Below are 22,592 nucleotides of genomic sequence, written 5' to 3'. Positions count from 1 at the left end.
AAGACCATGACCACGATTGCCGCCAACCCGGCCGATCTGCATGACCATGATCATGCACATGACGATCACAAGCCCGCGTTTTTCCAGCGCTGGTTCATGTCGACCAACCACAAGGACATCGGTACGCTGTACCTGATCTTCGCGATCGTCGCGGGGATCATTGGCGGTGCCATTTCCGGCCTGATGCGTATGGAGCTCGCCGAGCCCGGCGTGCAGTATCTGCAGGGCTGGGCCACGATGATGCAGGGCAGTGAAGCGACCCTGGATCAGGCCTATCACATGTGGAACGTACTGATCACGGCGCACGGCCTGATCATGGTGTTCTTCATGGTCATGCCCGCCATGGTCGGCGGTTTCGGCAACTGGTTCGTTCCGATCATGATCGGCGCGCCGGACATGGCCTTCCCGCGTATGAACAACATCTCGTTCTGGCTGCTGATCCCGGCCTTCCTGCTTCTGCTTGGCTCGACCTTCGTGCCCGGCGGTTCGGGTCTGGGGGCCGGCACCGGCTGGACGGTCTATGCGCCGCTGTCGACCAGCGGTTCGGTCGGCCCGGCCGTCGACCTTGCGATCCTGTCGCTGCACCTTGCCGGTGCTTCGTCGATCCTGGGCGCGATCAACTTCATCACCACCATCTTCAACATGCGCGCTCCGGGCATGACGCTCAACAAGATGCCGCTGTTCGTGTGGTCGATGCTGGTCACCGCGTTCCTGCTGCTTCTCTCGCTGCCGGTTCTGGCCGCTGCCATCACCATGCTGCTGACCGACCGCAATTTCGGTTCGGCCTTCTTCAACGCCGCTGGCGGTGGTGACCCGGTCCTCTACCAGCACCTGTTCTGGTTCTTCGGCCACCCCGAAGTGTACATCATGATCCTGCCCGGTTTCGGCATGATCAGCCACATCATCGCAACCTTCTCGAAGAAGCCGGTGTTCGGTTATCTTGGCATGGCATATGCCATGGTCGCCATCGGTGTCGTCGGCTTCGTGGTGTGGGCGCACCACATGTTCACCGTCGGTCTGTCGGTCAACATGAAGATGTACTTCACCGCCGCCACCATGGTCATCGCGGTGCCCACCGGCATCAAGATCTTCTCGTGGATCGCGACGATGTGGGGCGGTTCGCTCACCTTCAAGACCCCAATGGTCTGGGCGCTCGGCTTCATCTTCATGTTCACGGTTGGTGGCGTGACCGGCGTCGTGCTCGCCAATGGCGGTGTCGACGACAACCTGCACGACACCTATTACGTGGTCGCGCACTTCCACTACGTGCTCTCGCTGGGTGCGGTGTTCTCGATCTTCGCCGGTTTCTACTACTGGTTCCCGAAGATGAGCGGCCGCCACTATAGCGAAGCGCTCGGCCACCTGCACTTCTGGGTGTTCTTCATCGGCGTGAACGTGCTGTTCTTCCCGATGCACTTCCTGGGCCGTCAGGGCATGCCGCGTCGTTACCCCGACTATCCGGAAGCCTTTGCCTATTGGAACGAGATCGCCTCGCTGGGTTACGCCATCATGGCTGCCGGCATGCTGATCTTCTTCATCAACATCGCCTATGCACTGGTTGCTGGCCGTCGTGCCGAGGGCAACTACTGGGGCGAAGGTGCCACGACGCTGGAATGGACCCTGTCCAGCCCGCCGCCGTTCCACCAGTTCGAAACGCTGCCCGTCATCAAGTGACCGCAGCAGCGTTGCACCGCTGACAGGGCCGGACCGGGGCAGCGTCCCATCCGGCCCGGCACCCCTCGGCCTGACGGCGAGGGGTTTGCCATATGGGTAGTGACATGAGCATGACCGAAGCCGTATCGCCAGTCCAGGGCCAGAGCGCCGCCATGACCGCCCAGCCGGGTGTGCTCATGCCTGCGCACTGGCGCGATTTCTGGGCGCTGACCAAGCCGGGCGTGATCCGTCTGGTGGTGTTCACCGGGCTGTGCGGGCTGCTGGCAGCGCCCGGCAGCATCCACCCGGTCATCGGCTTTGTCGCGATCCTCTGCATCGCGATGGGTGCAGGCGGGGCTGCCGCGCTCAACCAATATTACGAATCCGATCTCGACGCGCTGATGAAGCGCACCGCCAACCGCCCGATCCCCGCCGGCCGCATGGACCGCGAAGCGGCGCTGCAGTTCGGCCTGGCACTCTCGGGCTTCTCGGTCGTGATCATGGGGCTGGCGGTCAACTGGTTGGCGGCTGGGATCCTGGCCTTTTCGGTCTTCTATTATGCCGTGATCTACACGATCTGGCTCAAGCCCAACACGCCGCAGAATATCGTGATCGGCGGCGGGGCAGGGGCGTTTCCGCCTGTGATCGGCTGGGCGGCGGTGACCGGCGACGTCACCATGCTGCCGATCCTACTCTTCTCGATCATCTTCTTCTGGACGCCGCCGCATTTCTGGGCGCTCGCGCTGTTCGTGAAGATGGACTATGCGCGCGTCGGCATCCCGATGATGCCCAATGTCGCGGGCGAAAAATCCACCCGACATCAGGTGTTCGGCTATTCGCTGGTACTGCTGGCGACGGTGATGGCTCCCGCTGCGCTCGGCTTGGTCGGCTGGACCTATGGCATCAGCGCGTTCGTGCTGTCGGCGATCTTCGTCGCGCTCGCCGCGCGCGTCGGTTTCCGCACCGCAGGCGAGGGCGACAGCCTCAAGCCCGAAAAGCAGCTGTTCGCCTATTCGATCGTCTATCTGTTCCTCATCTTCGCCGCCGTGGTCGTCGACCGTGCGGTGGTTCCGGCGATTGCGGCATGACCGATCGCCCCGCGCCCGATTTCAACGATCCGCAAGTGCTTGCCCAGCTGCGCGCGCGCCAGCGCAGCCGTGCGTTGTTCATGGCGGGAATCCTGGTCGCCCTGTGCGTGCTCTTCTATGTCATCACCATCGTCAAGATCGGGGTTTGGGGATGAGCAGCGCCGCGATCAGCCCGGATATCGCACGCCGCAACCGGCGCGCAGGCATCGTCGCACTGGGCCTCGCCATCGGGATGCTGGGCCTCGGCTATGCTGCCGTGCCGCTCTATCGCATCTTCTGCGAGGCGACCGGTTTTGGCGGCACGACGATGAAGGTCAGCGAAGCGGCTGCCGACAAGATCGCGGTGACCAACAAGCCGATCACCATCCGCTTCGATTCGAACGTGTCGTCGGCGCTGCCCTGGCGCTTCAAGCCCGAGAACACGACCGAGAAGATCACGATCGGCGCGCGCGACATGGCGGCGTTCACTGCGACCAACCTTTCCAGCAAGCCGGTGACCGGGACCGCGACGTTCAACGTCACGCCGACTCAGGCCGGCCGCTATTTCGCCAAGGTGCAGTGCTTCTGCTTTACCGAGCAGACGCTGGAGCCGGGCGAGACGGTGCGGATGCCGGTGATCTATTATGTGGATCCCGCGATCCTCACCGATCCGGACACCAAGGATATCGAAGAGATTACCCTAAGCTACACCTTTTACCCGCTGGACCAGGCGAAAAAGGGCAGTTAAGGGCTTAGTTCAAGACGTTAAGGGACGACGGGGACCAGAGAGATGGCCGGAACAAAGAACCACGATTATCATATTCTTCCCCCCAGCATCTGGCCGTTCGCCGGATCGATGGCGGCACTCGTCATGGCGGTGGGCGCCATCCTGTGGATGCACAGCATGGATACCTCGGGTATCGTCTTTTACGCCGGCACCGCCGGTGTGATCGGAACGATGTATGGCTGGTGGTCGCAGGTGGTGAAGGAAGCCCATGCCGGCGACCATACCCCGGTGGTGCAGCTGCATCTGCGCTATGGCATGATCCTGTTCATCGCCTCCGAAGTCATGTTCTTCGTCGGCTGGTTCTGGGCCTGGTTCGATTTCTCGCTCTTCCCCTCGACCGCAGACGTGATCGGCGGCGTGTGGCCGCCCAAGGGCGTCGAAGTGCTCAATGCCTTCGAACTCCCGCTGCTCAACACGCTGATCCTGCTCTGCTCGGGCACCACGGTTACCTGGGCGCACCACTCGCTGATCAACGGTGACCGCGATGGCCTGATCAAGGGCCTGTGGCTCACGATCATCCTGGGCGTCGTGTTCAGCTGCGTGCAGGCCTATGAATATTCGGTCGCACCGTTCCCGTTCAAGGACCTGAACTATGGTTCGTCCTTCTACATGGCGACCGGCTTCCACGGTTTCCACGTGCTGGTCGGCACGATCTTCCTGATCGTCTGCCTGGTGCGCGCCTATAAGGGCCACTTCACCCCGAAGCAGCATTTCGGCTTCGAAGCCGCTGCCTGGTACTGGCACTTTGTCGACGTGGTGTGGCTGTTCCTCTTCCTGGTCATCTATGTCTGGGGTGGCTGGGGCGCAGCGACGCATTGATCGTCAATGCTCTGATTGCGAGCGGGCATCATGGATGATCCGCAGCTGACAAAAGGGCAGTCTGGTCTTCTCCAGGCTGCCCTTTTTGGCGAGTGTCCGGTCTGCGGGTCGCGAACGCTGTTTGCCGGATGGGTCCGCTTCGCCCCGCGCTGTCGCGCCTGCGGGCAGGATTTCACCGCCTATAATGTCGGCGATGGCCCCGCAGCGTTCCTGATTCTCGTCATCGGCGCATTGGTCTCCGCCTTTGCCGTTGTTCTGCAGGTCCAGGCGAGCCCACCCTTCTGGGTGCATATCCTGCTCTGGGTGCCGCTCACCTTTGTTCTGGTGATCCTGTCCTTGCGCGTGTCGAAGGCGGCGATGCTGATCCACGAAGCGCGCGCCGAGGTGCGCGAAGGGCGCATCGACACCAGCGGCGAGGACCGGCCGTGAAGCGCTTGCCCGTCATTCCCACAATCATCGTCGGCATCGCCATTGCGGTGATGATCGGCCTCGGCGTCTGGCAGCTCCAGCGCATGGCGTGGAAAGAGGCGCTGCTTGCTGAGTATCGCACCGCGTCCGACAAGCCTGCCATCGCCTGGCCGCAACTACCCGATCCGCAAGCGCTGCCGCTTTATCGCAAATCCAGCGTCAATTGCCTTGAGGTGACCGGCTGGCGTTCCTCGAGCGGGCGCAGCGCGTCGGGCGCATCGGGCTGGGTGCATATCGCCTCGTGCCGCACCGGCGCCGAAGGGCCGGGGGCGCAGGTGGTTGCCGGATGGTCGCAGCGCCCTGACAGCCCGGACTGGAAGGGAGGGCAGGTCAGCGGGATGATCGCGCCCGACAGCAGCGCGCTGATCCGCCTCGTCGCCGCACCGCCGGTGGCCGGCTTGCAGGCCGTTCAGAAGCCTTCGCCAGAGGATATTCCGAACAACCATTGGGCCTATGCGGTACAATGGTTTTTATTCGCGGGCATTGCTGCCGTTATATATGGTCTGGCAGTCGCAAGGCGGACGCGATCCCCATCGTCCGCATGACGCCTTGAAGGAGAGACCATGCAGGGCGGACATTATTACGGCTTTCACCGAGTCACCCATTCGGACCTGCCGCTGATCGAGCAATGGCTGAAGACCCCAGAGGTCGAGCAATGGTGGGGCGACCCCAAGCACGAACTGCAGCTGATCGTCGAGGATATGGACAACCCCGACATGGTGCAGCTGATCGGCATGCTCGATGGCCATCCAATCGCCTATATCCAGCATTTCGAGGTTCATGCCTGGCCGCAGAAGCACCTGCAGGACCTGCCCCAGGGCGCGCGTGCGGTCGATTGCTTCATCGGGGTGCCGTCGCTGATCGGCAAGGGCCATGGCGCGAAGCTGCTCGCGATGCTGGCCAAGCAGCTCAACGCGCAAGGGGTGCGCGTGCTGTGCATCGATCCCGATCCGGAGAACCAGCGGGCGCGCAACGCCTATGTCAACGCCGGGTTTGTCGAGCACGGGCTGATCGAAACGCCCGAGGGGCCGGCGGTGCTGATGTTCTACGAGAGCCCCGAAGAGGACTGAGCGCTATCCGGCTGCCATAACGTGCAGGTTGCGCACAGGGGCAGGGACCGCTAACGGGTCCACCCCATGGACTATATCAGCACCAGGGGGGAAGCCGCGGCGCTCGATTTCGAGGGCGTGACGCTGGCAGGTTTGGCAAGCGATGGCGGGCTGTACGTGCCGCGTGCTTGGCCCAAGTTCACGCATGCCGAGATCGCAGCCATGGCCGGGCTGTCCTATGTCGAGCTGGCCGTCCGCGTCATGACGCCCTTTGTCGCTGGCAGCCTGACCGAGGACGAGCTGCGCGGCCTTTGCGAGGCGGCCTATGGGCGCTTCTCGCACAAGGCGGTGACGCCGCTCGCCCAGATCGATGAGAGCAACTGGCTGCTCGAACTCTTCCATGGTCCCACGCTGGCGTTCAAGGATGTCGCGCTGCAGCTGCTCGGCCATCTGTTCGAACGCTTCCTGTCGAACCGCGACACGCATCTGACCATCGTCGGCGCGACCTCGGGCGATACCGGCTCTGCGGCGATCGACGCGGTGGCGGGGCGCGAGAAGGTCGATATCTTCATGCTCCACCCCGATGGCCGCGTCTCCGACGTGCAGCGGCGGCAGATGACCACGGTGCTGGCGCCCAATGTCCACAACATCGCGATCGACGGCAGCTTCGACGATGCCCAGGCAATGGTGAAGCGGATGTTCGGTGATCCGGATTTTGCCGGACGCTTCACGCTGTCCGCGGTCAATTCGATCAACTGGGCGCGGCTGATGGCGCAGATCGTCTATTATTTCGCCGCCGCCTTGCAACTGGGCGCACCGCACCGCCCGGTCGCCTTTTCGGTGCCGACGGGCAATTTCGGCGACGTGTTCGCGGGCTATGTGGCTGCCCAGATGGGGCTGCCGGTGGCGCGGCTGATCGTCGCGACCAATGTCAACGACATCCTCCACCGCGCGATCAGCGCGGGCGATTATTCCGCCGGCAGTGTGACGCCGACCGCGGCCCCTTCGATGGATATCCAGGTCAGCTCGAATTTCGAGCGGCTGCTGTTCGATCTCGAGGGCCGTGACGGCGCGCTGACCGCCGCGCGGATGAAGGGCTTTGAAAGCACGAAGGCGATGCAGCTTTCGCCGGAGATGCGCGCTGGCGCCGAGGCGCTGTTCTCGAGCGCGCGGATCGATCCCGACGAGATGGGCATCGCGATGCGCCGCGCCTGGGACGAGGCCGGGCAGATGATCGATCCGCACACCGCGATCGGCCTGGGCGCTGCCCATCGCTTGCAGGATGCAGGGACCATCGACCGCGCGATTCCCTGCGTCACGCTCGCCACCGCGCACCCCAGCAAGTTCCGCGATGCGGTGGAGCGTGCGACCGGCCTGCGCCCGCGCCTGCCTGCGCGCGTCGGCGACCTGTTCGAGCGCGCCGAGAAGTTCGACAAGCTGCCCGGCGACTACACCACGGTGCGCGATTATATCGCCGAGCGTGCGGTCCCGGCTAGGGGCTGACGCGCGCGCATGGCCGAGCTTGACCCGCAACCGCTGCTGATGATCAGCGAACAGCGCGCCGATTACACGCTGATCGACAGCGGCGGCGGGCGCAAGTTCGAGGCGTACGGGCCGTACCGCTTCATCCGTCCCGAGCCGCAGGCGATGTGGCCGACACGGCTGCCCGACTGGGATGCCGATGGTGCGTTCATTCCCGGATCGGACGAGGACGGCGGCGGCCGCTGGCAGCTGGAAGCCAATGTCCCGCGCGAAGGCTGGCCATTGCAATGGGAAGAGGTGCGGCTGACCGCGCTCAACACCCCGTTCCGGCATCTCGGCTTCTTCCCTGACATGGACCCGGTCTGGCGATGGCTGCGCGGGCATATCGCCGCGCACCGGGGCGAGGAGCGGGCGAGGGCGCTCAACCTGTTCGGCTATACCGGCGTGGGCACGCTGGCGATGGCGGCCGCCGGGGCCGAGCTGACCCATGTCGATGCCTCGAAGAAATCGGTCGCAGCAGCACGCGCCAATGCCGCGCTGTCGGGCATGGAGGACATGCCGGTGCGCTGGCTGGTCGATGATTGCGTCAAGTTTGCTGCGCGCGAGGTGCGCCGGGGCAAGCGCTATGACGCGATCCTGCTCGACCCGCCAAAGTTCGGGCGCGGGCCCGAGGGCGAGGTGTGGAAGCTGGAAGAGCATCTGCCGGCGCTGATCGCCGATTGCCGCAAGCTGCTGGACGAGCGATCGTCCTGCCTGTTCCTCACCGTCTATGCGGTGCGCATGTCGGCGCTGGCGCTGGGCGAGCTGCTCGCGGCGTATTTCGCCGACCTGCCGGGACGGATCGAGATCGGCGAACTGGCAGTGCGCGAGCAATCGGGCGGGCGGCTCCTGCCGACGGCAATCTTCGCGCGCTGGTCCAACGGTTGAAACACTTGCGCTGCGCTGCGCAATTTGCCAACGCGCGGGAAAGGTGAAATTCCCCTCGCCATTCCCGCGAACGCGGCAATCCCGCTTCTGCTGCGACGGTAAGAACCAAGCGGGACCCCTGCGTTCGCGGGGGTGACGATGAAGATATACTAGAACAGGCCCAGCATTTGACCGACACCCAACCCGATAGCCTGATCCTCGAGGTCGCCGATTTCGACGTCAACGTCCTGACCGGCATCTATTCGGAAGAGACCAAGCTGCCCCAGCCGCTGCGCTTCACCATCTGGGCGGAGATGCTGGCCGAGGACCATTATGCGCCCGATACGCCGCTCAGCGCGTCCAAGAATTACATGGACCTCAAGCACGCGGCCTCGACCGCCTTGCCCGAAGGCGTCCATTTCACGCTGATCGAGGCGGTGGCCGATCATGTCATCGAGACGCTGTTTCTGCAGGATCCGCGCATCCGGCGGCTCAAGGTCAAGATCATCAAGCTGGCGATCGCCGAGGCGGGCGAATCGATCGGCATCACGCTGACCCGGACGCGCCGGTGAGCGCTTGCCCGGCCCCGCTGGCGCTCGTCACCGGCGGCTTTCGCCGGGTGGGCGCGTCGATCGCGATGGAACTGGCGCGCGCGGGCTATGCGCTGGCGCTGCACGGTCGCAGCGACCTGACGCCCGAAGCCGAGCTCGCCGAGACCCTGGCAAAGCAGGGAACCGAGTGGCACGGTTTCTCCGCCGATCTGGCCGATTGCGATGCCTCGCAGCTGCTTGTCGAGCGGGTGACCGCGCATTTCGGCCGCGCGCCCGACCTGCTGGTCAACAATGCCTCGCTGTTCGAATATGACGACTGGCAGAGCATGTCAGCGCAGATGCTGGCCGATCATTTCGCGGTGAACCTCTTCGCGCCCATGCTGCTGACCCGTGCTGTCGTGGCCGGGGCAGGCGAGGGGCAGGTGCCCGCGATCGTCCAGATCATCGACCAGCGCGTGCGCAATCCCAATGGCGATCAGCTGAGCTACACCTTGTCCAAACAGGCGCTGGCCGAATCGATCCGCACCCTGGCGCGCGCTTTCGGCGCAAAGGCGCGGGTGAACGGCGTGGCGCCCGGCCTGACGCTTGCCACCAGCGATTATGATGACGCGCAGATGCAGCGGCTCGCCGCGCGCATGCCGCTCCACCGTCTGTCCGCGCCGGGAGACATTGCGCGCGCGGTGCGTTATCTGGCGCAGGAGCCTGCGATCACCGGCCAGTTGCTTTTCGTCGATGGCGGTGCCCATATGCTCAGCATGGACCGCGACTTCGTCTTCATGGACAAGACGGACGACGCCTGACCGCACGCGATATTCTGGAGAACGACATGCGTTTGATTGCCACAGCATCCCTTTCCGCGCTCACCCTGATGATCGCGGGCTGTGGCAGCCATGATGGCGGCGGCGACCCGGTCAAGCGGGTCGATCCTGCCAGTCTCGAGGTCAAGGAAGAGGCGGCCGCCGAGCCCGATGCCATCCTGCGCGTCGACGAGGTGGTGCTGCGCAACCCCGATCTTTCGACGCTCGCGCGTGCGATCAAGGCGGCCGAGCTGAGCGCGGCTCTGGCGGCGGACAAGCCGATGACGCTCTTTGCTCCCGACAATGGGGCGTTCGACAAGCTGGGCGTCGATGCGCTTGCCGACCTGCTGCTGCCAGAGAACAAGGCGAAGCTGGCAGCGGTGCTCAACTATCACATCATCCCCGGCCGCCTCACGGTTGCGGACCTGCGCAAGCAGATTGGCGACAAGGGCGGCAGCATCGAGCTGACCACGCTGCAGGGCGAGAAGATCAACGCCTCGATCGAGCTCGATCAGGTGCGTCTGTCCGATGCCAGCGGTGATGTCGGTTCGATCCAGCAGGCTGATCTGGCTGCCAGCAACGGCATGGTGCACGTGATCGGCCAGGTGCTCGAGCCGCAGCAATAGCCTCTGATCCCTAGCCCTTTTTCGGTCATTCCCGCGAACGCGGGAATCCCGCTTCAGCGAGCGGCTTGCGGCTTAGCGGGACCCCCGCGTTCGCGTGGGTGACGACAGCTATTCTGCGACCGGAGCGGCATTTTAACCCCCCGCCAGCGCCGCATTGGCGGCTCTCAGCTTGCCCTCGAGCGCCTGGTTGATCTGGCGCTCCATCACCGTGCGCGCATCGGGGTGGAGTTCGAGATATTGCCGCAGCTTGGGGGCAGAGACGCACCAGAAGCGGCTGTTGGTAGCGAGCGTGACCGTGCCGGTCGCAGGTTCGCCGCTCAATGCGGTCGCATCGCCGATCAGGTCGCCGCTGGTGACGCTGCCGACATGTGCGCCGTGCAGAGTGATCTCTGCCTGGCCGTCGTGGAGATAGAACAGATGGCTGATAGCCTCGCCCTCGTTGATCAGCACTTCGCCGGCCCGGCCAGTGATCCAGTTGCCCTGGTCCATCAGATGGCGGGCGCCAGCGCGGGTCATGTCGCCCATGAAGCTCGCCCGCAGCGCCTCTTCTTCGGCAGAAAAGCGCGAACCGCGCTCCGCCATCAGATAGCGCAGCAGCATCGACGCGCCGATGACCAGGAGCACGAGGAACCATAGCGCCAGACCCAGATCATTGGCAAACCCCAGCGCATAGCCGAGCCCGGCCAGGGCAGAGAGCACGATGCCGACTCGCATCCAGGGCATGGGGGGAGCGATCAGCGCGATCGCCAGGATCATGAATGACAGATGCCCGAGCCATGCGCCATTTGCGAATCCCAAGCCGAGCGTCATTCACGTCCTCCCTGATCTGCGTGCCACCATGGCAAAGATGCTGCGCTGCGACAAGCAGCGCGGGGGGAGGGCGAGGCTTGCCGATGGCCACAGATTTTTGCGGCGGCGCCTGAAGGATTGCCTTGAAACTGCTGGACGAACCGGCGATAAGAGACGGCAAGACAAGACTAAGGGGTCGCATCGTTAGTCTATCGGGGGCCGGTTCCGCATGGAGCCGGGGGTAAAAGCGACGATGCACAATACATGGCTCTTGGCCGTTCAACGCTTGGGTGGAATCCGTGCCGCGATTGCGGGCGCGACCTGTCTTGCCCTGGCGATCGGCGCTTTTTTCATCGCGAATTTCGCGGCGGCTGAGCGGCTCGAGGCGCAGGCGGCGAGCGCTGCTGCGCGCGGCACGCATATGGGCGTGGGCAGCTGTGCGGGATCGACCTGTCATGGCCGCAACGAGGCCGATGGTGAGGTTGTTCGGCAGGACGAGCTGTGGCGCTGGCAGGAAGAATCGACCCCGGGCGGTGCGCACAGCCGCGCTTTCCGCGTTCTGGGCGAACCGCGCAGCCTGGCCATCGGCAAGAAGCTGGGCATCGGTGATCCGCGTTCGGCCGCGATGTGCCTGGGATGCCATTCGACTCCGGCTGCAGCGAAAGGGCCGCGCTTCCAGGTCAATGACGGCGTGAGCTGCGAGGCCTGTCATGGTGCTGCCTCGGGCTGGCTGTCGAGCCATTATGCCACCGGCACCAGCCATGCCCGCAACGTCTCGCAGGGCATGATCCCGCTCGAGAATGCCCAAGCGCGCGCGGGCGTGTGCCTCGATTGCCATCTGGGCAATGATGCGCCGGGGCAGTTCGTCAACCACCGCATCATGGCAGCGGGTCATCCGCGCATCTCGTTCGAGCTCGACCTGTTCTCGACGCTGACCCAGCATCATGACGAGGACGCCGACTACCGCCAGCGCAAGGGTAAGACGAACTCGATGCGCATGTGGGCCGTGGGCCAGGCGATCGCGCTCGAGCGCTCGCTGAGCCTGTTCGGCAAGCCGGGCCTTGGCACCGAAGGCGTGTTCCCCGAATTCTATTTCTTCGACTGCCATAGCTGCCACCGCCGCATCTATGACGAGGAAGATGCGCGCCCGACCGCACTGGCCAATCCCGGTCGCCCGATTCCAACCGGCATGCCGCCCTATAATGACGAGAACATGATCATGCTCTCGGCAGCGGTGCGGATCGCGGCGCCTGGCCTGGCGCAGCAATATGAGTCGCAGGCGCGCGCCTTCCACGCCGCCATGGCGCAGGGTCGCGGTCCAGCGGTCGAGGCAGCCAACCGGCTTCGCCAGACAGCGATGGCGCTGGCCGACCAGTTCAGCCGCAGCGACTTCACCCGCGCGCAGACCTTCTCGATCATGGAAGCGATTGCCAGCGAGGCGATCAGCCCGCGCTATACCGATTATGAAGGCAGCGTGCAGGCGGTGATGGCGGTGGATACGCTGCTCAGCGGTCTTGTGAACCAGGGCCAGGTTTCCGGGGGCGCCGCAACGTCGCTCCGGGCGCAGATCAACCAGGCCTATGCCGCCGTGGCAGAGCCCAATGGCTACAAGCCGCTCGAATTCCGCCGGGCGCTGGGGGGCGCAGTGCGGACCATCCGGTCGCTGCAATAGGACCGGCTGGCCAGGGAGATGACCAAGGTGGGACGTTTTGGTGAGTTCAGTTTCTTGATGTCGGGCCGGGTCGCATCCGGGCGGAGTTTCTGCGCATGATGCGGATTGGCAAGATGACGGCATCGCTCGCGGCGATGGCGCTGGTGCTCAGCTCCTGCGGGGGCGGCAACAGCAGCGGCACCACGCCGGCGCCCAGCCCGACGCCGACGCCCAATCCCACGCCGCCGCCAGCGGGCGGCAATTTTACCGCGCCGGCGCAGGAAGCGCTGACCGTGGGCGAGGTGCAGCAGATCATCGCGCAGGCGGTGGGCGAGGCGCAGCGGCGCAATCTGCCCTCGGTCATCTCCGTGGTCGACCGCGTCGGCAACGTGCTGGCGGTGTTCCGGATGAACGGCGCGCGCGCCACCGCGCGAACCAGCGCGATGACCGAGGCGGGACTCAACAATCCGTTCGTCGATGCGCAGGGGCTCGATGTGCCCGCCGAAATGGCCTCGATCGCCAAGGCGGTCACCGGCGCCTATCTGTCGAGCGGCGGCAATGCCTTTTCGACCCGCACCGCAAGCCAGATCGTCCAGCAGCATTTCCCGCCTGCACCCTCGACCCGCGGCCTGGAAAGCGGACCGCTGTTCGGCGTGCAGTTCAGCCAGCTGCCCTGTTCGGACCTGTCCTCCCGTTTCCAGTCGGCAGGCGGTACCAGCGCGTTCATCGGTCCCAAGCGCTCGCCGCTGGGTCTGGCTGCCGATGCAGGCGGCTTGCCGCTGTACAAGAATGGCGTTGTCGTCGGCGCGATCGGCGTGATGGGCGATGGCGATTACGGCTTCGACCCCAATATCCTCGACCGCGATATCGATTCCGAAGAGGCGATCGCCTTTGCCGGCACCCAGGGCTTTGCTGCGCCCGAAGCGATCCGCGCCGACCGCATCACTGTGGACGGCACGACGCTGCGTTTCAGCGATATCGTTGCCGGCGATATCGGTCCGCTCTCGACCAATTTCGCGGCGATCAACGGTAGCGCCGGCAGCCTGATCGCGGTCCGCGGCTATGCCAATGCCGCGATCATTGCGGGCACGCCCTATGGCACCGAAGCCTCGGGCATCCGCGCCGCGCGGGCAGCCGAATTCGCCAATAGCGATGCGTTCATCCTGACCGACGGATCGGGCAACAACCGTTATCCGATCCGCGCCGGGACCGATGCAACATCGGTCACCCAGCCGCTCAGCGCTGCCGAGGTGCGCGCCGTGCTCGAAGAGGCGTTCACGGTGCTGACGCGGGCGCGCGCGCAAATCCGCCGTCCGCTCGACAGCCGCATGCAGGCGACGATCTCGATCGTCGATACGCACGGCCAGGTGCTGGGCATCGTCCGGTCGCCCGATGCGCCGATCTTCGGCACCGACGTGTCGCTGCAAAAGGCGCGCACGGCGGCGTTCTTCTCGAACGCGGTAGCCGCGTCTAATCTGCAGTCTGCAGGCGGCGGTGTCGCGCCGTTCGTCCAGGCGGTGCGGACGTTCCTCAACGATCCGCAAGCACTCACCGGCAAGACGGCCTTTTCAGACCGTGCCAATGGCAATTTGTCGCGGCCCTATTTCCCCGATGGCGAGCTTGGCCGTCCGCCGGGGCCGTTCTCGCGCCCGATAGAGGATTTCAATCCGTTCGCGGTCGGGCTGCAGGTCCAGTTGATTGCCGCCAATATCATTCAGCACGCGCAGTTCGTTTCCGGTGCATCGCCGACCGATACCGCGCAGCGTTGCACCGCCTTGCCCGACGTGGTTCAGGGGCAGAACCGGCTGCAGAACGGCATCCAGATCTTCCCCGGATCGGTGCCGATCTATCGCGGCAACACCCTGGTCGGAGGCATCGGCGTGTCGGGTGACGGCATCGACCAAGACGACATGGTCAGTTTCCTGGGGCTCAACAATGGCGGCCTACGGGTCGGCGGCATCGGCAATGCGCCCAAGGATATCCGCGCAGACCGGATCGTGGTGAATGTCGGCAATGCCCAGGTGCGGCTGCGCTATGTCAGCTGCCCGTTCGCGCCATTCCTCGACACCAACACCCAGAACGTCTGCGAGGGTCTGTAAATGACCGTGCCGCTCGTCGCCCTCATCCCGATCGTGGCTTTCGCCGGGACTGGCGATGTGGTGGGCGATCCGGCCGTCGAGCCTGTCGCGCAACAGGGGCCGCAAACGGCCATCGCGGCACTGATCGCTGCCGATCTGGGGCGGAGCCTCGCACTGAACGAGATGACCCCGCAGCTGGCTGCACCGGCTCTGGCCCCGACCCTCAAGGCGGTTGTGCCGGCGCCGCACAGGCTGAGCTCGCCGCGCGCGGTGGGGGATCACAGCCTGTTCTTCTGGGGGGCAGGCGAGGACGAGCTGCTGCTCACTGCGGACCAGGAAGCGCCGCCGGCGCCGGGCGCGATGCCGCCAGCGGCACCTGACGCGGATGCCGAAACGATCGATGCCGACGAGGCGCTGATCGACGATCGCCGCCGTCCTGGGCTCGAAAAGAAGCTGCCCGACCGCGTGACGCAGGACAATCCCGGCGCGGTGCGTGCGCCCGCGCCCGAGGCCTTCCCGACCGACGAATTCCCGGTGCCTGATCGCTGGCGCATCGTCACCTCGCTCTGCCCGACCAAGGGCGGCGACCAGTCGATTTACGGGCTCTACCCGAACCTTTCGAACGTCTGCCGCTCGAAGCTCGACCCCTATCACCAGAATGTGCTCAAGGGAGACCGGCCGCTGCCCGAAGGCAAGCGTCCGAGCTTCCTCAAGGAGGACGACTGGTTCTTCATCGCCAATGTGGTCTCGGACACGGTGATCGAGCCGCGCAGCTTCCCGACCCCGGTGGGCGTGCAGACCACCGCGCGCCCCGACAGCCTCGACGTGTTCGGCCGCGCGGATTCGCTGGTGGTCGCGCAGACGGTGATCGCCGGCTTCTCGCTGCTCAAGGGCGAGACCGCGTACAAGCCGCCCGCGATCGAATATCGGCTCGTGCTCGCGGCACAGGTCAACCATGTCGATGTCAACGAGCGGCGCATCCTGTTCGTCGAGCCTTCGCGCCCGACGCACCGCACCGACCATTTCGTGGGCGTGCAGGAAGCGTTCATCGACTATCACCTCGGCCAGTATGACAGCTCGCGCTACGATTTCATCTCGCTGCGCGCGGGCGTGCAGCCGATGCAGGCCGATTTCCGCGGCTTCCTGTTCCAGGACAACCAGCTCGGCATCCGCCTGTTCGGCAACCGCGACAACAACCGCTTCCAGTTCAATCTCGGCGCGTTCTGGCGGCTGGAAAAGGATACCAATTCGGGCCTCAACAGCGTGGTCGATACCCCGCGCGACGACTGGGTGTTCTTCGCCAATGTCTATCGCCAGGATTTTCCGGTGGTCGGCCTGACCAGCCAGGTTTCGGTCACCTACAACATGAACCGCGAAGGCGGGCGCGAGCTCAAGATCGACGATAACGGCTTCCCGGTGCGCCCGGCGCTGCTTGGCGACCTGCGCAGCCGCGAATATGATGTCGTGTATCTCGGCTATGCGATCGACGGCCGTATCGGCCGGATCAACATCACCGGCCAAGCCTATGGCGCGTTCGGCGAGGACCGCAATAGCTTCTTCACCAGCCGCGAGGCCAAGATCCGCAGCTATTTCGGCGCGGCAGAGCTCAGCTACGACAATGACTGGGCGCGCTTCCGGCTGCAGGGCCTGTTCGCCAGCGGCGACGGCGATCCCTATAACGATACCGAGGCCGGGTTCGACGCGATCTTCGAGAACCCGATCTTCGCGGGGGCCGATACCAGCTACTGGATTCGCCAGGTCATCCCGTTCGCGGGCGGCGGTCGCGCGGTGGGCGTCAACACCCGCAACGGCATATTGAACAACCTTCGTTCCTCTAAGGAACAGGGCCAGTCGAACTTCAACAATCCGGGCACGGTGCTGCTCGGCGCAGGCGCAGATTTCGATCTGAGCACGACGACCCGCCTGTCGGCGAACGTGAACCATCTGTGGTTCCACAAGACCGATACGATTGAGGCACTGCGCCAGGAGGGCACGGTGCCTTCGTCGATCGGCTGGGACGTTTCGGCGGCGGCGATCTGGCGGCCCAATGCCAACCAGAATCTGGTGTTCCGCCTGTCGGGCGCAATCTTCGATCCCTCGCGCGGCTTCCGCGACCTGTTCACCCAATCGGGCAAGTCAGACCTCTTTTATTCGGTGCTTTTCAATGCGATCCTGGCGTACTGACCGGCTGCGCGGCGCGATGCCCGCCATCAACTGGAAGCTGCTGCTGGCGAGCCTGCTGCTCGTCACCTTCGCTGCGCTTCCCGCCGATCAGTTGCTCGCCTCGGGCAAGGAAAAGGCGCAGAAGGTCAAGTACACGTTCACGCCGCCCGCGCCCGAGAACCAGGAATGGGCCGAGGCCGATGCCAAGAGCGCCGGTTGCCAGAGCTGCCACACCGCCAGCGACCACAAGACGATGCACGCCTCGCCCGCGGTTGTGCTGGGCTGTACCGATTGCCATGGCGGCGATGCCACGGTGATGGGCGACAACGCCTGGGGCCGCGAGAGCCTGCCGTACCAGGACGCGCTGATGAAGAGCCACGTCCTGCCCAAATATCCGGTGGCGTGGAAATGGCCGAGCTCGGCCAACCCGCAGCGCTCCTATGCGCTGCTCGCCAAGGAAGCGCCCGAGTTCATCCGCTTCGTCAACCCGTCGGATTATCGCGTGGTGCGCGAATCGTGCGGCGCCTGCCATATCGAGATCATCGAGGCGTCCGAACGTTCGCTGATGGCGACCGGCGCGATGCTGTGGGGCGGCGCGGCCTATAATAACGGCATCGTGCCGTTCAAGAATTACATCTTCGGGGAAAGCTTCACCCGCGACGGCAAGCCGGCGATGATCAAGTCCGCCGCGACCGAACCGGGCGCAGCGCACGGCACCGTGACCGAAGCCGAGAAGGCGCGCGGCGCGCTGCCGGTCATGTATCCGCTGCCGACCTGGCACATTATTCCGCCGGGCGACATCTTCCGCGTGTTCGAGCGCGGCGGCCGAAACATCAACCCGACCTTCCCGGAAATCGGCCTGCCCAACAGCGTCGGCATCATCCAGCGTCTCGAAGAGCCGGGCCGCCCCGACCTCAAGCAGTCGAACCGCGGCCCCGGCACCGGCCTGCGTGTCGCGATTCCGGTGCTGAACATCCACAAGACCCGCTTGAACGATCCGTTCCTGTGGCAGATGGGCACCAACGATCAGCCGGGTGATTATCGTTCCTCGGGCTGCGCGGCGTGCCACGTGGTGTACGCGAATGACCGCGAACCGCGCCACAGCCTGGTCTATGCCAAATATGGCCGCGACGGGCAGACGATCACCGACGACCCGACGATCAACAGCCTGACCGAAGGGCAGAAGCGCCCGGGTCGCTATGGCGACTATGACGCGGCCGAGCATCATGAGGAGCATGGGCAGGCAGGTGGCCATGGCGGTGATCACGGCACGACCCTGGCCGAAGGTGCGGGCGAGCATGGATCGAGCCATGGTGGCGGGGATGGTCATGGCGCGAAGGGCGCGCATGCCGAAAAGGCCGCGTTCAAGGAAAAGGGTCACCCGCTCAAGCACGCGTTCACGCGCGCGATCCCGACCGCGCAGTGCATGAACTGCCACATGCACCAGCCCAACATCTTCCTGAACAGCTATCTCGGCTACACGATGTGGGATTATGAATCCGACGCGCCGCTGCTGTGGCCGGGACCGGAAAACCGCGCGCCCAAGCCCGAGGGCATGTCGGAAGAAGACTATCAGCGCATCTACAAGAAGCAGCATTATCCCACCGCCAAGGAAGTGCGCGCCACGCTCGATCGCAACCCGGAAGGCGCATCGCCGCGCGGTCTGTGGTCCGATATCGATTTCGTGCGCAACGTCTATGACCTCAATACCGAGGCCAAGGACACGCAGTTTGCCGACTATCACGGCCATGGCTGGAACTTCCGCGCGATCCTGAAGCGCGACCGCAAGGGCAATCTGCTCGATGCCGAAGGCAACATGGCGACCTGGGGCACCGATACCGCCAACATGGTCTCGCCCGACGATCCGGAGAAATTCCGCAAGGCGGGCGAGGGCAAGTTCGTCCCCGTTGGCACCAATCCCGGCAAGGCCGTCCACATGATGGACATTCATGCCGAACTCGGCATGCAGTGCGTCGACTGCCATTTCAGCCAGGACGGGCACGGCAACGGCCTGATCTACGGCGAGGTCGCCAATGCGGTAGAGATCGGCTGCAAGGACTGCCATGGCACGGCGGATGCCTACCCCACGTTGTTCACCTCGAACCTCGCCGCGCGGCCCAAGGGCAACAACCTGTCGCTGATCCGCAATCCCGATGGCCAGCGCCGCTTCGAATGGATGAAGGATGCGACCGGACGGCGCGTGCTGATCCAGCGCTCGGTTCTCGACCCCGAACTGTCGTGGAAGGTCAGCCTGGTCAAGGATGCGGTCAACCCCGACAGCCCCGATTTCAACCCCAAGGCCGCCCGCTCCAAGCTGATGGCCAAGCAGGGTGCCGAGACCGGCAAATACGGCTTCGGCCTGGCGGTCTCGAAGGAGAACCGCGCGCACGATACCGACAAGATGGCGTGCTTCACCTGCCATCTGAGCTGGACGACCTCGTGCGGTGGCTGTCATCTGCCGATCGAGGCCAACTGGAAGGCCAAGGTCCACAAATACGAGGAAGACGAGACGCGCAACTATGCGACCTACAACCCGCAGGTCGCGCGTGACGAGATGTTCCAGATCGGCCGCCACCAGACCAGCAAGGGCAATATCATCGCCCCGATCCGCTCGACCTCGGCGCTGATCCTGTCCTCGACCAATATCAACCGCGAGCGCATATATGTGCAGCAGCCGCCGATCTCGGCACCCGGCTTCTCGTCCCAGGCGTTCGCCCCGCACTTCCCGCACACGGTGCGCAAGACCGAGACCAAGCAGTGCACCGACTGCCACCTCAGCGAGGCGAATGATAACAATGCGGTGATGGCGCAGCTGCTGCTGCTCGGCACCAATTTCGTCAATTTCGTCGGGCTCAACAGCTGGTTCGGCTTGGAAGGCGGCTTCGAGGCGGTGCGCGTCACCGAATGGGACGAACCGCAGGCGGTGATCGGGTCCTATCTGCACCGCTATGCCTATCCCGATTATTACAAGCAGCATGTCGAGCAGAACGGACGCGAGCTCAAGAACTGGACGCGCGGCCCGATCTTCAGCGACGGCCTGTCGGGCGAAACCCAGCCGCGCGAGGAATTCGCCAATGTCGTGCAGGGCACCGATGGCCGCGTGAACTGCCTGCAGAACCGGGGCGAATACATGTTCGTCGCGGAAGGCAAGGGCGGTTTCCGCGCCTATGACATCGCCTCGATCGGCAACAAGGGCTTTTCCGAGCGGATCATCCGCGCGCCGTTCTCGTCGCTTGGCCATGACACGCATGTGAAGACCACCAACGCGACCTGCATGGCCATCGCCACCACCCAGCCGATCGCACCGAGCCGCAACACGCCGGAAATGCGCGAGGCCAATCAGGAGCAGCCGTTCCACGCGGTCTATCACTACGCCTTCGTGACCGACAGCGTTGAAGGTCTGATCGCGGTCAATATCGACACGCTGGCCGATGGCGAGTTCCGCAACAACTTCTTCAAGCGCACGCTGACCTGGAACCCGGACAATGTGCTGAAGGGCGCGCGGCACATCACGCTGGCGGGCGACTATGCCTATATCACCGCCGATGCCGGGCTTGTGGTCGTCCGCCTGTCCGATCCGATCCCGCCCAATGCGCCGCGCGATTATGATTACAGCAAGCTCAATCCGCAGTTGATGGCAGTGCTGCCGCTCACCGATGCGCGGGCGAGCGCGGTGCAGTTCCGCTATCTCTGGGTGACGGATGCAGACGGCATCAAGCTGTTCGACATCACGCGGCTCGAAGCGCCGGTGGCGGTGCCCTCGGGCACGGTGCGGCTCGCCGATGCGCGCAAGCTCTATCTCGCGCGCACCTTCGCCTATGTCGCCGCCAAGCAGGACGGTCTGGTGATCCTCGACATCACAAATCCCGAAGCGCCGCGCGAATATATGCGCTACAACGCCGGTGGCATTCTCAACGATGCCGAGGACGTGATCGTTGGGTCGACCAACGCGACATTGTTCGCTTATGTCGCCGATGGCCGCAACGGGATGAAGGTGCTGCAGCTCACCTCGCCGTCGAGCCAGCCCAATTTCTACGGCTTCTCGCCCGATCCCCGACCCGAGCTGATCGCCTGGGCTAAGACCCCGTCGGCAGCGCTTGCCGTTGCCAAGGGTCTGGATCGCGACCGCGGTGTCGATGAATCGGGCGGGCAGATGGCGATCTTCGGACGCCTCGGCTCACGTCCGTTCACCCGCAGCGAGATGGAGAAGCTGTTCCTCAACAAGGCGGGCCGCCCGTACAAGGTCAGCGATAGCGTGACCATGGCCGACTGGCTCGGCCCGCGCCCGGCGATGCTGACGGGCCGGGGCCAGTAAGGCGGTTTTTCGCAGCAGGATATAGGAGAGGGGAGAGGCGGACGTCAGTCCGCCTCGACCGTAAGCGCCTCGATGGTCAATGTCATGGCGGGCGTCCCCTCCACGCGGCGATGAACGGCGCTGACGGCGATATCGGCGACCAGATGCCCGGAAATGCGAAACTCGTGCTCGGGCAGCACCTGCGCCAGCCATTCGCCAATGCGGATGCCCTCATCGCCCGATAGCGAGACGCGCATGACATGGCGCATGCCGGTAAAGGTTGCGCTCGCCCAGCTCGTGCCGCGATGCTCCTCCAGCGCGGCCTCGCCCTGCGCCAGCGTCAGCACCGCGCGGATCAGGGCGGTGGCGGGGTCGTGGCGAATCTTCTGATGGATCATGCCTGCTCCTCTGCGTAGATGTTCATGAAATGTTCTATTCGATTCCGCAAGGCCTTGCGCGGTTCGCGGCCGCGGCGCAGGTCGTCAACCAAGCGCGGATCGCCCGCCGACAGGCGACCGAAGCGGGTGCGCGGCATTCCCGTTTCGCGCAGGAATATCTCGACCAGGCGCAGCAGCGGCATCGGCATTCTCCTCCGGTTAAAAGCGCGGGACCAGTCCCGCAGGATGAGCGTAGGAATATTCCTATAAGCGATTCGTGAAGTGTAGGAAATATCCTTGAGAAATATCCGCGCGATGCTATATGTCCGATATGGAACAGGATGTTCGCCATACGCTGGAACGATTGATCGCGGCGCGCGGCGTGAGCCTTGCCGGGGTGTCGCAGCTGCTCGGCAAGAACCCGGCCTATATCCAGCAGTTCATCAAGCGCGGTACGCCCAAGCGGCTCGACGAGCGCGACCGGCGCATCCTCGCGCAGTTCTTCGGCGTTAGCGAAACGCAACTCGGCGCGCCGGACGAGCCGGTGGCGGCACTGCCCGGCAGGGCAGGGCGCGTGCCCGTCCGCGTGAGCCAGCCGCACCGGACTTTGCCCGCGCGCATGCGGCTTATCCCGCGCCTTGCGGTGGGCGCGTCGGCAGGGCCCGGCGCGTTGGCGGAGGACGAGATGCCCGTCGCCGAAATCGCGTTCGACGAGGCCTGGCTGCGGCGTCTTGGCGCGGGTTCGGACGCGGTGACGATGATCCGTGTCGAGGGCGATTCCATGGCCCCGACGCTGAACGACGGCGACGACATTCTGGTGGCAATGCACGGCGGCACCGGCACGCCGCGCCGCGACGGCATCCACGTCCTGCGCATGGACGACGCGCTGATCGTCAAGCGGCTCGCCTTCCGTCCCGACGGGCGGCTGTCGGTGACCTCGGACAACGCGCTCTATCCGAGCTTTCCCGACCTTGCGCCGGACAGCGTGCATATTGTCGGCCGCGTGATCTGGGCCGGGCGGCGGGTTTGAACGAT

General features: G+C 64.6%; 21 protein-coding genes. 18 read left to right on the top strand and 3 right to left on the bottom strand.

What is annotated here, in order from left to right; translation table 11 throughout:
* Positions 1 to 6: 6 nt before the first annotated feature.
* The 13 genes from ctaD to FG486_RS01845 all read left to right on the top strand — a co-directional run bounded on the left by ctaD (position 7) and on the right by FG486_RS01845 (position 10,205).
* Positions 7 to 1,674 carry a cytochrome c oxidase subunit I gene (gene ctaD, locus FG486_RS01905; protein WP_060980155.1) on the top strand — a complete coding sequence of 556 codons (1,668 nt, stop codon included), beginning with the start codon at positions 7 to 9 and terminating at the stop codon, positions 1,672 to 1,674.
* A gap of 152 nt (positions 1,675 to 1,826) precedes the next feature.
* A complete protein-coding gene (locus FG486_RS01900) occupies positions 1,827 to 2,741 on the top strand; it encodes a heme o synthase (protein ID WP_241695602.1) in 915 nt (304 codons plus the stop codon).
* Positions 2,738 to 2,896 carry a hypothetical protein gene (locus tag FG486_RS01895; RefSeq protein WP_171007816.1) on the top strand — a complete coding sequence of 53 codons (159 nt, stop codon included), beginning with the start codon at positions 2,738 to 2,740 and terminating at the stop codon, positions 2,894 to 2,896. The genes FG486_RS01900 and FG486_RS01895 overlap by 4 nt, the downstream gene beginning before the upstream one ends.
* A complete protein-coding gene (locus FG486_RS01890; RefSeq protein ID WP_066276130.1) occupies positions 2,893 to 3,468 on the top strand; it encodes a cytochrome c oxidase assembly protein in 576 nt (191 codons plus the stop codon). The genes FG486_RS01895 and FG486_RS01890 overlap by 4 nt, the downstream gene beginning before the upstream one ends.
* A gap of 42 nt (positions 3,469 to 3,510) precedes the next feature.
* Positions 3,511 to 4,326, top strand: coding sequence for a cytochrome c oxidase subunit 3 (locus tag FG486_RS01885; RefSeq protein WP_066276127.1), 816 nt, complete (start codon positions 3,511 to 3,513; stop codon positions 4,324 to 4,326).
* A 30-nt stretch (positions 4,327 to 4,356) separates the two neighbouring features.
* Positions 4,357 to 4,755, top strand: a complete 399-nt coding sequence (locus tag FG486_RS01880) for a DUF983 domain-containing protein (protein WP_181266227.1) — start codon at positions 4,357 to 4,359, stop codon at positions 4,753 to 4,755.
* Complete coding sequence (locus tag FG486_RS01875) at positions 4,752 to 5,339, top strand: SURF1 family cytochrome oxidase biogenesis protein (RefSeq protein WP_338401569.1); 588 nt, start codon at positions 4,752 to 4,754, stop codon at positions 5,337 to 5,339. Before FG486_RS01880 ends, FG486_RS01875 begins: the two co-directional genes overlap by 4 nt.
* 18 nt (positions 5,340 to 5,357) lie before the next feature.
* Entirely contained in the window at positions 5,358 to 5,864 is a 507-nt protein-coding gene (locus FG486_RS01870; protein ID WP_066276111.1) for a GNAT family N-acetyltransferase, read from the top strand.
* Positions 5,865 to 5,930: 66 nt separating this feature from the next.
* Positions 5,931 to 7,346 carry a threonine synthase gene (gene thrC / locus FG486_RS01865; RefSeq protein WP_181266226.1) on the top strand — a complete coding sequence of 472 codons (1,416 nt, stop codon included), beginning with the start codon at positions 5,931 to 5,933 and terminating at the stop codon, positions 7,344 to 7,346.
* Between the two features lie 9 nt (positions 7,347 to 7,355).
* Positions 7,356 to 8,252, top strand: a complete 897-nt coding sequence (locus FG486_RS01860) for a class I SAM-dependent methyltransferase (protein ID WP_181266225.1) — start codon at positions 7,356 to 7,358, stop codon at positions 8,250 to 8,252.
* 167 nt (positions 8,253 to 8,419) lie between these two features.
* Positions 8,420 to 8,803, top strand: a complete 384-nt coding sequence (locus FG486_RS01855; RefSeq protein WP_060980147.1) for a dihydroneopterin aldolase — start codon at positions 8,420 to 8,422, stop codon at positions 8,801 to 8,803.
* Complete coding sequence (locus tag FG486_RS01850; RefSeq protein WP_181266224.1) at positions 8,800 to 9,582, top strand: SDR family oxidoreductase; 783 nt, start codon at positions 8,800 to 8,802, stop codon at positions 9,580 to 9,582. The genes FG486_RS01855 and FG486_RS01850 overlap by 4 nt, the downstream gene beginning before the upstream one ends.
* A 26-nt stretch (positions 9,583 to 9,608) precedes the next feature.
* The gene (locus tag FG486_RS01845) at positions 9,609 to 10,205 is read left to right on the top strand and encodes a fasciclin domain-containing protein (protein ID WP_181266223.1); all 597 of its coding nucleotides are present in this window, start codon (positions 9,609 to 9,611) and stop codon (positions 10,203 to 10,205) included.
* Between the two features lie 132 nt (positions 10,206 to 10,337).
* Here FG486_RS01845 and FG486_RS01840 read toward each other — a convergent pair whose 3' ends face one another.
* Positions 10,338 to 11,015 (bottom strand): Crp/Fnr family transcriptional regulator, encoded by a 678-nt coding sequence (locus FG486_RS01840; RefSeq protein WP_181266222.1) that lies wholly within the window; start codon positions 11,013 to 11,015, stop codon positions 10,338 to 10,340.
* 265 nt (positions 11,016 to 11,280) lie between these two features.
* On the opposite strand from FG486_RS01840, the gene FG486_RS01835 reads away from it, so the two are divergent.
* The 4 genes from FG486_RS01835 to FG486_RS01820 all read left to right on the top strand — a co-directional run bounded on the left by FG486_RS01835 (position 11,281) and on the right by FG486_RS01820 (position 21,201).
* Positions 11,281 to 12,666, top strand: a complete 1,386-nt coding sequence (locus FG486_RS01835) for a multiheme c-type cytochrome (RefSeq protein ID WP_181266221.1) — start codon at positions 11,281 to 11,283, stop codon at positions 12,664 to 12,666.
* A gap of 98 nt (positions 12,667 to 12,764) precedes the next feature.
* Entirely contained in the window at positions 12,765 to 14,744 is a 1,980-nt protein-coding gene (locus FG486_RS01830) for a heme-binding protein (RefSeq protein WP_422125044.1), read from the top strand.
* A 339-nt stretch (positions 14,745 to 15,083) separates the two neighbouring features.
* Positions 15,084 to 16,907, top strand: coding sequence for a hypothetical protein (locus FG486_RS01825; RefSeq protein WP_181266828.1), 1,824 nt, complete (start codon positions 15,084 to 15,086; stop codon positions 16,905 to 16,907).
* Positions 16,888 to 21,201: an LVIVD repeat-containing protein gene (locus FG486_RS01820; protein ID WP_241695556.1), complete on the top strand. Its 4,314-nt coding sequence runs from the start codon at positions 16,888 to 16,890 to the stop codon at positions 21,199 to 21,201. Before FG486_RS01825 ends, FG486_RS01820 begins: the two co-directional genes overlap by 20 nt.
* A gap of 44 nt (positions 21,202 to 21,245) precedes the next feature.
* On the opposite strand, the gene FG486_RS01815 is transcribed toward FG486_RS01820, so the two are convergent.
* Positions 21,246 to 21,578, bottom strand: coding sequence for a hypothetical protein (locus tag FG486_RS01815; RefSeq protein WP_066278757.1), 333 nt, complete (start codon positions 21,576 to 21,578; stop codon positions 21,246 to 21,248).
* Positions 21,575 to 21,760, bottom strand: coding sequence for a hypothetical protein (locus FG486_RS01810; protein ID WP_181266219.1), 186 nt, complete (start codon positions 21,758 to 21,760; stop codon positions 21,575 to 21,577). The genes FG486_RS01815 and FG486_RS01810 overlap by 4 nt, the downstream gene beginning before the upstream one ends.
* Before the next feature lie 119 nt (positions 21,761 to 21,879).
* Here FG486_RS01810 and FG486_RS01805 point away from each other — a divergent pair, with 119 nt between their 5' ends.
* Positions 21,880 to 22,587, top strand: coding sequence for a S24 family peptidase (locus tag FG486_RS01805; RefSeq protein ID WP_422125039.1), 708 nt, complete (start codon positions 21,880 to 21,882; stop codon positions 22,585 to 22,587).
* Positions 22,588 to 22,592: the final 5 nt, after the last annotated feature.

The sequence above is a fragment of the Blastomonas ursincola genome, assembly GCF_013607875.1.
GTDB lineage: Bacteria > Pseudomonadota > Alphaproteobacteria > Sphingomonadales > Sphingomonadaceae > Blastomonas > Blastomonas ursincola.
Note: the sequence above shows the minus strand (reverse complement) of the source record. Positions and strands in the feature narration are given on the sequence as shown.